Annotated in this window: 13 protein-coding genes; 8 read left to right on the plus strand and 5 right to left on the minus strand. The window is 61.9% G+C overall.

All coding sequences use genetic code 11. From position 1 onward, the window contains the following. The first annotated feature begins 139 nt into the window (after positions 1 to 139). From OOT55_RS11045 to OOT55_RS11055, 3 genes are read left to right on the plus strand one after another with little or no spacing between them, the layout of a single operon-like run. Positions 140 to 1,525: a TolC family outer membrane protein gene (locus OOT55_RS11045; protein WP_265365927.1), complete on the plus strand. Its 1,386-nt coding sequence runs from the start codon at positions 140 to 142 to the stop codon at positions 1,523 to 1,525. Positions 1,526 to 1,528: 3 nt separating this feature from the next. Further along, positions 1,529 to 2,449: a hydroxymethylglutaryl-CoA lyase gene (locus OOT55_RS11050; RefSeq protein WP_265365928.1), complete on the plus strand. Its 921-nt coding sequence runs from the start codon at positions 1,529 to 1,531 to the stop codon at positions 2,447 to 2,449. A gap of 39 nt (positions 2,450 to 2,488) precedes the next feature. Further along, the gene (locus OOT55_RS11055; RefSeq protein ID WP_265365929.1) at positions 2,489 to 2,788 is read left to right on the plus strand and encodes a DUF2288 domain-containing protein; all 300 of its coding nucleotides are present in this window, start codon (positions 2,489 to 2,491) and stop codon (positions 2,786 to 2,788) included. A gap of 312 nt (positions 2,789 to 3,100) precedes the next feature. Here OOT55_RS11055 and smrA read toward each other — a convergent pair whose 3' ends face one another. Continuing rightward, positions 3,101 to 3,694, minus strand: a complete 594-nt coding sequence (smrA, locus tag OOT55_RS11060; protein WP_265365930.1) for a DNA endonuclease SmrA — start codon at positions 3,692 to 3,694, stop codon at positions 3,101 to 3,103. 98 nt (positions 3,695 to 3,792) lie between these two features. On the opposite strand from smrA, the gene OOT55_RS11065 reads away from it, so the two are divergent. Continuing rightward, the gene (locus tag OOT55_RS11065; RefSeq protein WP_265365931.1) at positions 3,793 to 4,704 is read left to right on the plus strand and encodes a GGDEF domain-containing protein; all 912 of its coding nucleotides are present in this window, start codon (positions 3,793 to 3,795) and stop codon (positions 4,702 to 4,704) included. A gap of 44 nt (positions 4,705 to 4,748) precedes the next feature. Here the strand turns inward: OOT55_RS11065 and ppc are convergent, their stop codons facing one another. Then, positions 4,749 to 7,364, minus strand: coding sequence for a phosphoenolpyruvate carboxylase (gene ppc, locus OOT55_RS11070; RefSeq protein WP_265365932.1), 2,616 nt, complete (start codon positions 7,362 to 7,364; stop codon positions 4,749 to 4,751). Between the two features lie 390 nt (positions 7,365 to 7,754). On the opposite strand from ppc, the gene OOT55_RS11075 reads away from it, so the two are divergent. Together OOT55_RS11075 and OOT55_RS11080 are read left to right on the plus strand one after the other, a co-directional pair. Further along, the gene (locus OOT55_RS11075) at positions 7,755 to 9,806 is read left to right on the plus strand and encodes a diguanylate cyclase domain-containing protein (RefSeq protein WP_265368822.1); all 2,052 of its coding nucleotides are present in this window, start codon (positions 7,755 to 7,757) and stop codon (positions 9,804 to 9,806) included. A gap of 102 nt (positions 9,807 to 9,908) precedes the next feature. Next, positions 9,909 to 10,979 carry a CNNM domain-containing protein gene (locus tag OOT55_RS11080; RefSeq protein ID WP_265365933.1) on the plus strand — a complete coding sequence of 357 codons (1,071 nt, stop codon included), beginning with the start codon at positions 9,909 to 9,911 and terminating at the stop codon, positions 10,977 to 10,979. A gap of 8 nt (positions 10,980 to 10,987) precedes the next feature. Here the strand turns inward: OOT55_RS11080 and OOT55_RS11085 are convergent, their stop codons facing one another. The 3 genes from OOT55_RS11085 to efp all read right to left on the minus strand — a co-directional run bounded on the left by OOT55_RS11085 (position 10,988) and on the right by efp (position 13,188). After that, entirely contained in the window at positions 10,988 to 11,362 is a 375-nt protein-coding gene (locus OOT55_RS11085) for a hypothetical protein (protein ID WP_265365934.1), read from the minus strand. Between the two features lie 236 nt (positions 11,363 to 11,598). After that, on the minus strand, positions 11,599 to 12,546 hold the full coding sequence (gene epmA / locus OOT55_RS11090) for an EF-P lysine aminoacylase EpmA (protein WP_322113807.1): 948 nt from the start codon (positions 12,544 to 12,546) through the stop codon (positions 11,599 to 11,601). A gap of 69 nt (positions 12,547 to 12,615) precedes the next feature. Then, positions 12,616 to 13,188, minus strand: coding sequence for an elongation factor P (gene efp / locus OOT55_RS11095; RefSeq protein WP_265365935.1), 573 nt, complete (start codon positions 13,186 to 13,188; stop codon positions 12,616 to 12,618). Between the two features lie 35 nt (positions 13,189 to 13,223). Here efp and epmB point away from each other — a divergent pair, with 35 nt between their 5' ends. Continuing rightward, positions 13,224 to 14,249 carry an EF-P beta-lysylation protein EpmB gene (epmB, locus tag OOT55_RS11100; protein ID WP_265365936.1) on the plus strand — a complete coding sequence of 342 codons (1,026 nt, stop codon included), beginning with the start codon at positions 13,224 to 13,226 and terminating at the stop codon, positions 14,247 to 14,249. 114 nt (positions 14,250 to 14,363) lie between these two features. Continuing rightward, positions 14,364 to 16,169, plus strand: a complete 1,806-nt coding sequence (locus OOT55_RS11105) for a hypothetical protein (RefSeq protein ID WP_265365937.1) — start codon at positions 14,364 to 14,366, stop codon at positions 16,167 to 16,169. Positions 16,170 to 16,287 lie beyond the last annotated feature (118 nt).

Genomic DNA, 16,287 nt, shown 5'->3' on the forward strand with positions numbered 1-16,287 from the left:
ACCCGGTTTACACGTTTTACCCTTTTTTACAACTTCATTCATGCACAGGCTCGACCTGCCGCAGCCGAGTGAGTAAACTCGCAGACTGCCTACCATTCGACGGTGCCCCAACTCTGGATTGCAACGGACAGGAACTCACATGAAAACAACCCGATCCCTCTGGTTTCTCGGTCTGATGGCCCTGGTGCCCTTTACGGCCAGCGCCAACTCGCTGTTGGACATTTATGAACTGGCGCTGGAAAACGACGCGCAGTTGAAAGCCGACGAAGCCGCCTACGAGGCGGGACTGGAAAACCGAACCCTCGGCCGCGCCGGCCTGTTGCCGCAGATTGATGCCCGGGTGTACTACTCCGACAGCAATCAGGACACCACCGACAACATGGAAGACGTGACCCAGGAGACGGAGCGGGAAAACTCCGGCTGGGAAATTTCCCTGAATCAGCCGCTGTTCAACATGGCCGCCTGGTACAACTACCAGCGCGGTGGCACCCTGAGCGAGCTGGCGGAAGTGCAGTTTGGCGCTGACCAGCAGGCGCTGATCGTCCGTGTTGCTGAAGCCTACTTCAACGTGTTGCGTGCAGCAGAAAACCTGGAAACGGCTCTTGCCGAAGAAAAGGCCCTGGAGCAACAGCTTGAACAAACCCGCCAGCGCTACGAAGTGGGGCTGACCGCCATTACCGAAGTCCATGAAGCCCAATCCGTTTACGACAGTGCCGCCGCCGCGGCTTTGCAGGCGCAGGGCAACCTGGGCATTGCCTATGAAGCGCTGGAGGTGCTGACCGGTCAGCCACACGATGCTATCGCTCCTTTGGAGGAGGACTTCCCGGTGGTGAGCCCTACGCCCGCTGATCGTCACGCGTGGGTTGAATTCGCGCTGAAAAACAACTACGTCCTCAAGGCTGCCCAACTCAACACCCGAGCCTCCGAGCAGACCGCCAAGGCCGCCAAGTCACAACACTTGCCCACCCTGGGCGCCTCGGCGACCTACAGCGATACCGCCACCGAGGGGTCCCAGTACTTTGGTGGCCAGATCGGCAGCATCCAGAGTGACACCGAAACGGAAGGCAGCAGCATCATGCTCAGCCTGAACGTACCGCTGTTTTCCGGTGGACGCACCTCTGCCGAGCGCCGCCAGGCGAACGCCCAGTACCTGCAGGCCCGCGCCGAGCAGAATCGGACCGAACGCACCGTGATCCAGTCGGCCCGCGCCCTGCACCTGTCGGTGGAAACCGGCGTAGCCCAGGTCAAGGCACGGCAACAGGCCATTGTCTCCGCCCAGAGCGCTCTGGAAGCCACCCAGTCCGGCTACGAAGTGGGTACCCGGAACCTGGTGGAAGTACTGCTCGCCCAGCGCGCGGTGTACCAGGCCGAGCGGGATTACCAGAACGCGCTGTACGACTACATCATCAACAGCTTTGAGCTGCGTCAGGTCGCCGGTATGTTGACCCCCGCCGATGTACAGCAGATCGACCGCTCTCTGAGCCACGCGGAAATGCTGCGGCGCAGCGATTTCGACATCAACTGATTCGTGGTTGAGCAACACCCCCAACGCCCCACGCGGGTCCGGCTGATCGAAGTCGGCCCGCGTGACGGGCTGCAGAACGAACCCCACCCCGTCCCGCTCACCGCTAAACACCAACTGCTGGAGGATCTGGCGGACGCCGGGCTCGACTATCTGGAAGCCGGCAGCTTCGTCCACCCCCAGCGGGTACCGCAGATGGCGGACAGCGATGCGCTGCTCCAGGCCATGAACCGCCGTCCGGGCGTCACCTACGCCGCCCTCACCCCCAACATGAAAGGGCTGGAGCGGGCACTGGCCGTCGGCGCCGATGAAGTGGCCCTGTTTGCCGCCGCCTCGGAAACCTTCAGCCAGAAGAACATCAACTGCTCCATCGCCGAGAGCCTGGGGCGGTTCGCGCCGGTAATTGCCGCCGCCACCGACGTGGGCCTACCGGTGCGCGGCTACATTTCCTGTGTGCTGGGCTGCCCCTATGAGGGCGCCGTTACCCCGGGTGCCGTACTGACACTGACGCGTGAGCTGCTGGCCATGGGCTGCCGGGAAGTCTCTCTGGGCGACACCATCGGTGTGGGCACTGCGGGCGATACCGAGCGGCTCCTGGCGCACCTGCTCCCGGAAGTTGGCCCGCAACGACTGGCCGTGCACTTTCACGACACCTATGGCCAGGCGCTGGCCAATATTCTGGTGGCGCTGAATGCCGGTATCGCCACCATCGACAGCGCTGTCGCCGGGCTGGGAGGCTGCCCCTTCGCACCGGGTGCCGCTGGCAATGTGGCCACCGAGGATGTGGTCTACCTGCTCAACGGCCTGGGCATCGAGCACGGCGTGGACCTGGACAAGCTCATCCTTGCCGGGGAGCGCATCTGCACCGCGCTTGAGCGGGAAAATGCCTCCCGCGTGGCCCGAGCCTTTCGCAACCGTCGTATCTGACGGTTTTGTCTGAACCGACTCACCAAGCCAATGCATTTTATGACTGACGATTCTCTACCTCTGGAAGCGACCCTGAATCTGGAAACGGCCACCATTCCCTGGCGGGAGCTGCAGCGTTTTTTCGCCGCCGGCCGGGCCATTGCGGTGGCCCCGGAGCTGGATCTGGTAAAAGTCGGCGCTGAGCTGTCCCGGGATAATGCCGATCAGTTCAAAGCCTGGATGGAGGAGGGCAAGGTGGATGCGGTCAGCGACGCCCAGGCGCAGGCGTGGTTTGAGGCCGATGCCGAGGTTTGGGCTCTGGTAATCAAGCCTTATGTTTTGGTGCAGGGACACCAGTAGTCTTCACCTCCGGGCCGGGGAGGGAATACCCTTTCAAGACACGCCGTAAACCCATCCCTGGGGGCTCGACGCGCGGAGTCCCTCCGCTTACGGTCTTGAAAGGGCATTCCCTCCCCGTCCCTCAGTGCCACACTCAGACATTAGCGCGGTAGCTAGTTCCCGAAACGTTACGTTGGCACCGCGGAGGCTGGGTAACCCCTTGTGAGACCGTCGCCTGCCTGGACGGCAGGCGATCGAGCCTACATGGATGTATTTACGGCGTGTCTCACAAGGGGTTACCCAGGCGGAGCATTCCAATACGAAGTCCTTTCACTACCCGCGGCGCTTATGTTGGCGTTCCCAATTTTCCTGGCGTTTTCGTTCACTCTTGCGCAGGAGGATATACGTTGCGCCGCTACCGCCGTGTTGGGGCTGAGCTGAGTGCATTGCCAATACCTCGTGCATCTGGGGCAACCAGTGTGCCACGCAGCTTTTCAGCAGTGCCGGGGTTTCGCGCCCCACGCCCTTGCCGTGGGTGATCAGGCCGCAACGGATATCCTGTGCCATGCAATCCTGCACAAACTGAAACACCGCCCGGCGCGCCTCCTCCACCGTCATCCGGTGCAGATCCAGACGGGCATCCACGGTATATTTGCCCAAGCGTAAATTGCGATACACCCCGTTCTGAACGCCGTCGCGCTTGAACGCCAGGTGGTCGTGCGGGTCGACCGGTGGCACGTAATCCCCGGACAGAAAGTTACTCTCCGCCCCCACCACCTCGCGCACCGCCATCTCCCGGCGTTGCGCCAGGGTTTGCGCTGGCGCATCCGACTTGTTCAGGGGCACTCTGGGCTCACTATTGATCGGGCGCACATCGCGCATTTCCCGTTCAAACAGCGCCCATTCATCGCGCTCATCACTGCTCATAACCATTTCTCACTCTGTTGCACCGCGAGGTAACCCTCAGCGCCGCACTGTGGCGCCTGCTACACTGACGATAAACGACCCCGGACTCAGACTCGATCATGCTCAGTCGCTTCTCGCTGGCTTTTTCCACCTTGTTGTTGACCGCATTGCTGGCGTTCGCGTGGGCCTTGTTGCTGTTCTATACTAATCCTCCGCTGCGCCCGGAGAATGTGGACTGGCCTCGCACTCTGCGGGATCTGAGCCTCTGCCTGGCCGCGTTTCTGCTGTTTGCCACGGCGGCCTACCTGCCGGTGCGCCGACCGATCGCCAGTAAACTCACCATCGGGTTCGGACTCAACTTTGTCGGCGTCTGGCAGGCACTGATCAACGACCTGGTTGAACCGCACGGATGGCTCACCGAGGCCATCAGCTTCCTGTGCATTCCGGTCGGTCTGCTGATCGCGGCCCTCGGGCTGTATCAGCTGGGGCGCGCCTACCGGATGAACCGCCTGATTCTCGGCAGCTACCAGCAGATCGAGCGGGACCTGGCGACCGTCGACCAACTCACTCAACTCTACAACCGCCGCTATTTCTTTGCCACCTGCGCCCCCCTGCTTGAGCAGGCGCTTGCCGCTGGCCAGCAGCCCGTCGTGATCGGCCTCCGGGTACTGAACCTGACAGAGCTGAACCAGAAGCTCGGACTCGAGGCCGGAGACGACATTCTGCGACGGGTCGGCAAGGCCGTGCGCCGCTACCTGCGCCCCGGCCAGATCGCTGCGCGAATGGGAGGGCGCCGGTTCGCGCTGTTTTTACCCGATGGCACGGAGCATGAGGCCGAGGATCTGGTCAAGCAGATTGCGACACGACTGGAGAACCTGCTGATGACCGATGAGCGGGGCGATGAGACGTTGATACACGTTCAGATCGACCATCAGATCGCGGTCGCCGGGGAGGATGACACGCTGGAGACGCTCGTCCGGCGAACCAGCGCGTCCGAATCCGATACCGGAAAAAACCGGCACCCCGAGTGAGTGACAGCACACTCGACCCGGGGGCATAGGGCACAGCCACACGATCAGCCGGTGTTGCGCATTCCTGCGGCGATACCTGCCATGGTCACCTTGAGCGCCTTTTCCAGCTCCGGACTGATCTCCTTGCCGCTGCGATAGCGCTTGAGCAATTCGACCTGCAGGTAGCTCAGCGGGTCCATGTAGGGCTTGCGCACCCGCAACGCCCGCTGGAGCATGGGCTCCTCACTCAGCAGCTCGTCCTGATGCTTGATCCGGTTGATCAGCACTTCCAGTGCACTCAAGTCCGCGCGCAACTGCTGCCCCAGGCCATGCAACTCCGCCGGCACCAGTTCCTTCTCATAATAGCTGCAGATCGGCAGATCCGCTTTGCCCACCACCATTTCCAGCAGGTCCAGGAAACTGGAGAAGAAAGACCAGTTTTCCAGCATATCCACCAGCGTGGATGGCGCATTCTCCAACGCGTATTCCAGCGCCTGACGGGTGCCGAGCCAGGAGGGCAGGTTCAGCCGTACCTGCATCCAGGCAAACACCCAGGGAATCGCCCGCAGGCTGTCCACCCCGCCGGTGGCCTTGCGCTTGGCCGGGCGACTGCCCAGAGCCAACAGATTCAGCTCCTGCTCCGGCGTCAGGCTGCGGAAATAGGGCACGAATTTCGGATGGCCCCGCACTACATTGCGGTACGCTTCCAGGCTGCTCTGGGCCATGCGCTCAATCAGGTCACGCCACTCCTGGGACGGCCCTTTGTGCGGCATCAGGGTGGCCCGGAGGGTGGCCGATACGTAGGTGGAAAAGCTGCTGAACGCCACGCGGGACTGACCAAACTTGTACCGGATCATTTCGCCCTGCTCGGTCACCCGGATCTGGCCCTTCACCGATCCCGGCGGCTGGGAGGCCATGGCCTTTTCCACCGGACCGCCACCGCGGCCGACGGTGCCGCCCCGGCCGTGGAACAGCACCAACTTGATGTTCTGTTGCTCGGCAATGTCCACCAGCTTTTCCTGAGCCTTGTACTGGGCCCAGGTGGCAGCGAACTTTCCGGCGTCCTTGGCGGAGTCGGAGTAACCGATCATGACCGTCTGGCGCCCGGCGGTGTATTCCTGATACCAGGGAATCTGCCACAACCGGCCCATCACTTTGGGGGCGCGGTCCAGATCGTCCAGAGTTTCAAACAGCGGCACGATGGGCATATTCCAGGTCATGCCGCACTCGCGCAGCAGCAGGGCCACCACCATGACGTCCGAGGGCTGTTGGGCCATGGAGATCACGTAGTGGGAGAGGGTTTCCCGGGGTTCCTGAGCGATGACCTTGCAGGTGGCCAACACCTCTTCGGTCTCTTCGCTCATGGGCCAGCGTGCCGGCAACAGCGGTCGCTTGCTGTTGAGTTGTTCCAGCAGAAACTCCTGCCGCTGTTCTTCATTCCATTCCAGGTAACTGCCCAACTCCAGGTATTGGGTCAACTCATCCATTGCTTTCACATGCCGCTCGCCATCCTGACGGATATCCAGCGGCACCAGGTTGATACCAAAGCTCTGCACCCGACGGATGTTGTCCAGTACCGGGCCGTTGGCGATGTGCGGGAAACCCACCTCGCGCAGCGACTCGAAGCACATCATCAGCGGCTCGAGCAGATCTTTACGCTCGGTGATGACCGCATCGTTCCACTCGGGAGTGCGGCCTTCCAGGCGCGCCTCGGTCCACTCCAGGGTGGTCTGCAGGCGCAGACGCAATTCGTCCAGCAGGTCGCGATAGGGCGTGGGGCTGCCCGGGAAGCGGGCACTGAGCTCGGCGCCGGCCTCGTGCATGCTCAGATCGTTGCTCAGGCTCTGAATATCCTTCAGGTACAGGTCGGCTGCCATCCAGCGGCCCAGCAGCAACACCTCACGGGTCACGCTGTGGGTAACATTGGGGTTGCCGTCCCGGTCGCCACCCATCCAGGAATAAAAACTGAACGGTTGCAGGTCCACTGGCAGACAGTGGTCCAGATGGCGGCAGCAGAGCCGGTCCAGGTGACGGATGAAGTCCGGCACCGCCTGCCACAGGCTGTTCTCAATGACTGCAAATCCCCACTTGGCCTCATCGACCGCTGTGGGGCGCTCTGAGCGGATTTCATCGGTGCTCCAGATCTCTTCCACCAGCCGATGCAGCCGGCCGCGGTGCTTGTCCTGCTCGTAGGTCAGCAGGTTGCCGCGCTGGCGATCACTCAGGGTGTGGACGATCTGATCGTACTTGCGAATCAGGGTGCGCCGGGTCACCTCCGTGGGGTGTGCAGTGAGCACCAACTGGATATTCAGGTCGCCGATGACTTCGCTCAGGCGCTCCTGTCCGTAGGTGTCTTTCAGCTCCAGCAACAGGTTTTTCAGACCATCATCCGGCTCCGCCTCCGCGCTGGAGGAATACTCCTGCTCGGCGATATTGGCCAGGTTCAGGAACTGGTTGAAGGCGCGCACAATCGGCAGGATGTCCCGATCATTCAGCTCGCCGAGCCGCTCGACCAGCGGGGTGGAGTCTTCCTCTTCAGATTGCTGGATGGCCTTGCCCAACTGGCGGATATCCTCGATTTTCTGGAACAGGTCCTCGCCCTCGTGGTCGCGAACCGTATCCCCCAACAGCTCGCCCAACAGCCGGACGTTTTCCCGTAATGTCTCGGGTAGGGTTTCCATAAAGCCACCTCCAAATCATCAGTTAGCCGGGCATTCTAACGCAAACTCGGGCATTCAGCACCGCAACCCGGGTTATCCACAGGCAGGCTGCTATCCACAGAATCTGTGCAAAAGGGTGTGAATGGTTGCTGGGTAACTGACGCAGACCACGACCACAGCGGGGTTCAGCGATGGCGTTCAGTTTCTGCACAGGACTCGTAACCCTTGCTATTTTGCCGCAAGACATGAAAAATGCGCCACACGGACGGTGAGCCCCCAATCGCTCAACCTGCCGATTACGATGCGGATTCGATTTGCCAGCGCACCGTTTCTGGCCGATGCTTGTCACAGTGGCTCTCACCGCCACCCACCCGAGCCACCCAAACTCACGAGGGCGCCTGCTTGCTGAGAGTGTCATTTGTCGTCGGGCTTTGCCTCAGCCTGCTCACGCTGTGGGCCCTACCGCTGACCGCCGCCGAGCCCGGCCGCCACCTGCATCAGTCCGGCCGCTGGATCGCAATGCCCCCTGACGGCGCCGTGACACCGGTTGCCCCGCCCCGCGATCAATTGACTACCGTTGCTGTGCAGCCGGCCGGCGGCGGAGTGCTATGGTACGAACTGGATGTGACTTTGGAGGAACCCGCCGAGCTGGTTCTGGATTTTGCCAGTTCCTCTACCCTGAACGGGTTTATTCATCGCGTTTATGATGACGATGACCGCCTGATCACCGAGATCAGTGGCGGTCTGCAACACCATCAGGATTACGAGTACTTCCTGCGCCACGGCCGCTCGCTGGACCTGCCCGCCGGTCAGTTCCGGATACTCACCCGTATGGAGAGCCCGTTCTACCTGGCCCTGCCCGAGCCCTACCTGTTTGAGCGCCAGGACTACGAACGCCGCATCCCGCTCACCCAGAGCCTGACTCTGGTCGGTCTGGGCATATTTTTCGCGCTGATGTTCTATTACGCCGTCATGGCGGTGTGGCGCCGCTCCCACACGGACCTGCTGTACGCGCTGTTCATACTCGGCAATCTGCTCTACAACGGCGCCGCCCTCCTGGTCTACAGCCAGCTGTTTGGCTGGACCTGGTTCTACCTGATCAGCACCCCCATTCTGTTTTCGAACGTCGTATACATCGGCTTTGTCATTCGGCTGCTGCGCATCACCCGGGACACCCACCCCGCTCTGTTCTGGCTTGGCATGGGCGCGATAGGTGTACTGGTCAGCTTCTGGCCAATGGCGCTGTTGGCTCCCAACTGGTCGCTCGAGTTCTGTCGGGTGGGTGTCGCCATCTTTGCGTTGTACGGGCTGACCTGCGGTATCGCCCGCAGCCTGCAGGGCAGCAAAGTGGCGCGGCTGTATCTGTTCGCCAACGCCGCCTTTGCCGTGCCGGCGTTACTGGCCATCTCCATGAAAAGCACCAGCAACCCGATCTTTCTGGTCGAGCACCTCGGCATGGTGGCGGTGTTGATTGAGGTGCTATTGCTCGCCCAGGTGGTCAGTTACCAGATCGGCCAAGTGTATAAAGCCCGGGCCGAAGGCGAGGCGACCCTGGAGCGGGTTCAGTTGCTGGACAACCTGACGGCTCAGGCCCCAGGAGTCATCTACCAGTTTGAAATGGCCCCGGATGGCCGCTTCCGCATGCCGTTTTCCAGTCGACGCATCGAAGAGTACCTGGAAATCACGCCGACCGAGGCGAGTGAAGATATCCAGGCCGTTTTCGACCGGGTACATCCGGAAGACTACAACGACCTGTTCGCGTCGATTATTCAGTCCGCCCGCCATCTCACCACCTGGCATACGGAATTCCGGGTGGTCCTGCCGATCCAGGGAATGCACTGGCTCGAAGGCAACGCCCAGCCGGAACGGCTGGAGGACGGCACCACACGCTGGTACGGGTTTATCAGCGATGTGACTGAGCGCAAACAGATTGAAGAGCATATGCGCCATATGGCGCAGCACGACCCACTCACCAACCTGCCCAACCGGGCGCTGTTCGCCGACCGCCTGGAGCAGGCGCTGCGCAGCGCCCAGCGCCACCGCACGCAACTGGCGCTGATGTTCATCGATCTGGATGACTTCAAGGTGGTAAATGACCACTATGGGCATGAGCTGGGCGATGAGTTGCTCAAGCAGGTCTCCCAGGCAATGACTGTCAACCTGCGCGCGGCGGATACCGTCGCCCGAATGGGTGGCGATGAGTTCGTGGTCCTGCTCGACGACATAACCGGTGCCGACGAGGCCCGCACCGTCGCGGAGAAAATTCGACACGCCTGCGCCCAACCGTTTCAGGTCCGGCAAATTCCGATGCACATTTCCACCAGCATCGGCCTGGCGCTCTACCCGCACGATGCCATCACCGACGCCGACCTGATTCGCGCCGCGGACCAGGCGATGTATCGGGCCAAGGAAGCCGGCGGCAATCAGATCCACACGGCCGCCGACCTATCCCCCGGGGCATGAGACGCTCCCCGGAGCGCTCTCCCTGTCGGCGCCGCGGTGGGCAGCCGATCCTCCCCCTGTTATCATCCAGAGCACCCCGTCTCCACCAACCTGAGCCACACCATGACGCTGCTGATTGTCTATGTTCTGATCGCCCTGGGTGTATCGTTTTTATGCTCGGTGGCCGAGGCTGTGTTGCTGAGTACAACCACCGCCTACACCAGTCTGAAGCAACAGGAAGGCAAACGTTCCGGCCTGCTTCTGGCGGAACTCAAGACCACCATTGATCGTCCCCTGGCCGCCATTCTGACCCTGAATACCATCGCCCATACGGCCGGCGCCGCCGGCGCCGGCGCCCAGGCTACCGTGGTGTTTGGCAGCGCCTATCTCGGTGTTTTCTCAGCCGTGTTGACCCTGTTGATCCTGGTGTTGTCGGAAATTGTGCCCAAGACGCTGGGAGCCTACTATTGGCGTGCGCTCGCGCCGATGACCGCGTACGGTCTGCACTACCTGATTATTGTGCTCTACCCGTTCATCAAGATGTCCGAGTTCATTACCCGGCTGATCACCCGGGGCGATAATCAGTCGTCCGGACTGGACCGGCACGAACTGACGGTAATGGCCGACCTGAGCTCCGAGGAAGGCCACCTGGATGAGCGTGAATCCGGCATTCTCAAAAACCTCCTCCTGCTGCGCCACACTCCCATCAAGGACGCCATGACACCGCGTACCGTTCTGTTCTCCGCAGACGAGGATCAGACCATTCACGACTTTCTGGCCAGCCGCCACTCGGTGCCCTTTTCCCGCATTCCGGTGTATGCCGGGGACCCGGACAATATCAACGGGATTGTGTTACTGGATGATCTGCTGTTGGCGGAGGCCCGGGGTGAAGGCGATCAGCGCTTGCGGCGTCATCGCCGCGCCATTCCCGCGCTGCTCGACAGCATGCCTCTGACACAAGCACTGGAAGAGTTTCTGCGGGAGCAGACGCATATTATTCTGGTGGTCACCGAGTACGGCTCCGTGGTGGGCATTATTACGCTGGAGGACGTTCTGGAGGCACTGCTGGGACTGGAAATCGTGGACGAAAAAGACAAGACCCGGGACATGCAGGAACTGGCTCGACGCCGCTGGCGCCGTCAGGCCGCCCGCCTGGGCGTGTCGACCACGTCAGAGGACGACAGCGAGCAGTAGTTCCGCCCTCACCAGTCCAGGTACACATCCTTGGGGTCAAATTTGTAGCTGACCGGGAACTGCTGGTGCGCCTCCCGCAGGGCATTGATACACCGCTGGGCCTCCAGGCACCACACGGGGTGAACGTCGTCACTCACCCGGTACCCCTGAGTTCGCAAGGCGGCGGCGATTGCCCGCCGAGCGCCATTGGCCTGCTCCAGGCAGTGATAAGGGCCCTGCTGCTGGGTTCTTGCCGGTCGGCGATGATCGCCGGCAAACGCAAACAGCGTGAAATGTCGCTGCTCATCCTGACGCAAATGCATCTCCACCCGTTCTTGATCGCCTCGGGTCATGACCAGGGGCTGGTCGTTGGCGGGAATCGACGCGTCGTAAATGATCTTCATGACGGCCTACCTCACTGAGTTGTCATTGTGAGGGTGTCGTCCCGTCTGCACGCACACCTGACCGTAATATGCAGCCCACAGGGAACTACCGGCACCTGGTGGGCAGCGCGGTAAATTCCTTGTGTTACGGAATTTACCGCGCTGCCCACTATTAAGCGTATCAGGTGCCCGGCGGTTCACAAGCTAATGTCGTCATAGTATGACGCTATGATGAAGGCTCGCACCGGTCAGGGGCTTTAAAGATGATCGACGTCAAAGGCCAGGACATCGGCAATCTGTTTCGCACCACTCAAACACATCAGCAACCGGTCTACCCCCAACGCCACACCGGCACTGTCGGGCAGTCCGGCGGTCATGGCGGCCAGAAGCTTGTCGTCCGAGGGGTACACCGGCAAGTCCAGAGCGCGGCGCTTTTGCTGATCGGCGAGGAACCGCCGGCGCAGTTCTTCAGCATCGGTCAACTCCCAGTAACCGTTCGCCAGCTCCATTCCCCCGATAAACGCTTCAAAGCGCCGGGCCACGGTCTGCCCCCGATCGTCGGTGGCCAGGCGGGCCAGCGCGGCCTGACTGGCGGGATAGTCGTACACAAAGGTCAGCCCCTGCCCCAGAGAGGCTTCCAGCTCATGGGTGACCAGCAGATCGAGCCAAAAGTCCCGGTCCTCATCCTCCGCCTCGATCGTGATACGCTCCTTTGCCAGCGTGGCCAATTCGGCGGCGGTGGCGGTGTGGGGATCAATGTGCAGGTGCCGCTCAAACCACTGCCGATAGCTCAGGTAGGTCACCTCAAGTCCAGGCAGCAGCAACTCGATAAGCGTTTCGACCTCCCGCATCAGGTCCCGATCGTCCCAGCCCGGGCGATACCACTCCAGCAGGGTGAACTCCGGATTGTGTTTGCGCCCCCGCTCACCGTTGCGGAACACTTTGCCCAGGGCGTAGATCGGCCCCGCCCCCGCCGCCAGCAGGCGCTTCATCGCAAATTCCGGCGAGGTCTGCAGATAATAGGTACGTCCCCCGCATTGAGCGGTGACCGAGTCGATAAACGGGTCGGTCACCGCCGCGGCGCCCATCACCGGCGCCTCGATCTCCAGCACTTCACGCTCCGCAAAAAACTGTCGGATACGCTGGTACACGCGGGCGCGCAGACGTACAAGCTCCAGTGACGCGGAGGGCTGCCAATCAATCATGGGCGGAACATCGGGAATATAAGGGAGGGGGGCACCACCCGACGGGTCGTCGGATGGTGTGGCCAGGCATCAGTCCTTGGACGCACGGCCCAGGTATTCGCCGGTGCGGGTATCCACACGGACCACATCGCCCACATTCATGAACAGCGGTACCTTCACCACCGCACCGGTGCTCAAGGTCGCGGGCTTGGTGCCGCCCTGGGCGGTGTCACCTTTGAGGCCCGGATCGGTTTCAGTCACTTCCAGTTCCACGTGGTTGGGCGGCGTCACCGCCAACGGGGCGCCATTGAACAGGGTGATCACGCATTTGTCCTGCTCCTTGAGCCACTTGGCCGCATCGCCCACAGCACTTTTGTCCGCCTGGTGCTGCTCAAAGGTGGTAGGCTCCATAAAGTGCCAGAACTCGCCATCGTTATAGAGGTATTCCATATCCAGGTCAGTCACGTCGGCCCCTTCCAGGCTCTCGCTGCCGCGGAAGGTACGCTCCCACACACGCCCGGTTTTCAGGTTGCGCAGCTTGACCCGGTTGAAGGCCTGGCCCTTGCCCGGCTTGACCAGCTCGTTCTCGACAATATTACAGGGGTCGCCATCGAGCATGACTTTCAGACCGACGCGGAAATCGTTGATAGAATAGGTGGCCATTACGCCCTCTCGCTTCTCTGGATTAAAAGGCGCACATGATACATCGAACTGCTGCCACTTGGCAGGCCCCCGCCGGCAAAAGTGCCCCCCGCTGGCAAAACGAGCTGGCGGATCTCATTCGCTCACCCGGGGAACTGATCGCCCTGCTGGAGCTGGACCCGACCCAACTGCCAGCGGCCCTCGCCGCCAGCCAGGACTTCGCCCTGCGGGTGCCCCGCGCCTTTGTCGAGCGGATGCGCAAGGGCGACCCGGATGACCCACTGCTGCGCCAGGTGCTGCCCCTGGGCGAGGAGCTTCAAGCGGCCCCGGGCTACAGTCGGGACCCCCTGGGCGAAGCCGACGCCAACCCTCACCCCGGATTGATTCACAAATACCAGGGGCGGGTGCTGTTGATTGTGTCCGGCGGCTGCGCGATCAACTGCCGCTACTGTTTTCGTCGCCACTTCCCCTATGCCGACAACAACCCGGGCCGGGCCCGCTGGCAGGAGGCACTGGATTACATTGCCGCCGACCAGAGTATCACCGAAGTGATCTACAGCGGCGGCGACCCGCTGAACGCCCCGGACCGGCAACTGGCCTGGCTGACCGAGCGGGTGGCGGCCATCCCCCACATCAAACGCCTGCGGGTCCATACCCGCCTGCCGATCGTGCTGCCCAACCGGATTGACGATGACTGCCTGAACTGGCTCACCGGCCATCACCTGCACACCACCCTGGTGATCCACAGCAACCACCCCCGTGAGATTGATGACAGTGTGGGAGCCGCGCTGAGCCGTCTGCGCCAGGCGGGCATTACGCTGCTCAATCAGGCGGTATTGCTGCGGGGCATCAATGACCAGGCGGCCACCCTGGCTGCGCTGAGTGAGCGTTTATTTGAGTGGGGCGTACTGCCCTATTACCTGCACCTGCTTGACCCGGTCGCCGGCGCCCACCATTTTGACGTGCCGGAGCATGAGGCGCTCGTCCTGATGGACCGCCTGCGCGCCCGACTGCCCGGCTACCTGGTACCCCGGCTGGTGCGGGAAATCGCCGGGGAGCCCAACAAGACCCCCATCGCCTGAGCCGTGTCCACCAGCCTGCTCTGCTACCGGCGGAGCGATCTGCTATAGTCAGGACAATTCAAGCCGGACCGCCACCTCCCCATGGCACGGCGACCGCCCCAGACAGGATAGTGAATGACCGCCGACATGCCGCCGAACGAGCTGCTGAACCGTTTCAAAGTCCCGCCCCAGGACCTGGACACACTGTCGTTTTGTGCCCCCAAGGCCGGCAAAGTCGCCGACTGGGTACGCGCCCTGCCCATGACCCGCATCAGTTTCGTAAGCAGTCTGCTGTACAAGGCCCTCCCGGAAATCGGCCGGCTCAAAACGACTCCCCAGGTGCGCCTGGACATGCTCGAGGCGCTGCGGCCCGCCGTTCAACAGGCCATTCAGGGGCTGACGCCACAGTTTCTCAACCAGCCCCTGATCCTGCCCGAGGCCGCCCGCAAAACCGCTACCGTCGCCCAGGCGCTGCAGAAACACATGAGCAACGCCTACCTGGTGACGGTGCGTGAACTCGGGCAGGTGACCAAGGGGGATGCCGAGACCCTGCAGAACCGGCGCGCTCTGGCGCTGCACCGGGCCATGACCGGCCTGGGTCTGCTACTACTGCGCAGTTACCAACTGTACACCCCGGTCCCCAGCCGGTTGTGGCTGGAAATCCATACCCTGTACCAACTGGCCGAGCAGTGGCAGGTTCACCGACAGACGGTGACCGAACCCTTGCCCGGTCACCAGTTGACCAACACCATTGAACGCTGCTACCAGCGCCTGCTGTTACTCGCCAGCGCCCGCCCCAACCAGTTGCGCCAGACCGAAGTCAGTAACACCTACGACGCCCTGGAGCAGTTGGCGCCACTGGCGCACATGGTGGCCTATGACCCGGTCCAGGAGGACAACCTGTTTGCGGTTGTGCTGGACAGCGATAGCGCCCCGTTATACAAATCCCGACTACCGGAGGCACCCGGCGGTGCCATCCGCGAGCTCGATACCGGACCGGTGGTCACCGCGCTGGAAGAGGCCCGGGCATCGCTCGGCGCCCGTCCGGGCGGTGGCCGGGACAGCCTGGGACTGACGCTCTCGCTCAACGAGCACCTGAGCCACTCCTGGCACCTGCTTGCCCAGCGCAGCTTCGAACGACGCGCCAGCGGCGGGCAGATGAATGTCACTATCGGCCTGTCCAACGTGCACTTCCAGATGGCCGGTGGGCAGCCCTTCAAGCTGTTTATGAACCAGGCCACCCATGTGCACCGCGAGGAAGACGGTCTGTTTGGCGGACGCCTGCCCACGGCGGCCACCGCCGAGCCGGACCCCTGGGGTTCCGCGTTCGACGCCGGCGGCGGGAAACTGGCTGGCGATCATCTGGCCACCTTCAACATCGAACACAACATCCGCCAGCGTCAGCAGCAGGACTACCGGGGCGATCACCCGACTTTTCAGGTTCCCATCGTGGACGTCAGCCTGGGGGGCTACTGTCTGGAGTGGCGCGAGCAGGTTCCGGCCCAATTGAAGGCGGGAGAATTACTGGGCCTGCAGGAAGCGGGCCGACTGAAATGGAGCATCGGTGTGGTTCGCTGGGTTCAACAGTCCCGGGAGTCCACCCTGATTGGCGTACAGACGCTCGCCCCTCAGGCATCGCCCCTCGGGGCCGCAGTGATCTACAAAACCGGGGGGTTTTCAGAGTTCCTGCGTGCGCTGGAAATTCCGCCGCTGAAAGCCATCAACCAGCCGGCCACCCTGATTACCAACGCCGTAACCTTTCATGAATACAGCAAAGTGCGCCTGTACCGGCGCAACAGCGGTCAACAGGAAGACAACCACAGAACCCAGACCACCGTACAACTCACCCGGCGACGTTTTTCCACTGGCGCCATCAGCCAGTTTGAGTTCCGCGAGCTGATGCCCGGCCAGGGAGATGCGGGCGATGGCGACGACTTATAGGGCCACAGTCCCGCAAACGGAAAGCTGATTCACAAAATGACCATCAATTCTGGGTTGTTGGCGGATATATCAACATTGGTATTGAGGGTATTTGTCAATCAGTTAATATAGCTGAAAC

Origin of the sequence: Marinimicrobium sp. C6131 (assembly GCF_026153455.1) — a bacterium.
Classification (GTDB): Bacteria; Pseudomonadota; Gammaproteobacteria; order Pseudomonadales; family Cellvibrionaceae; genus Marinimicrobium.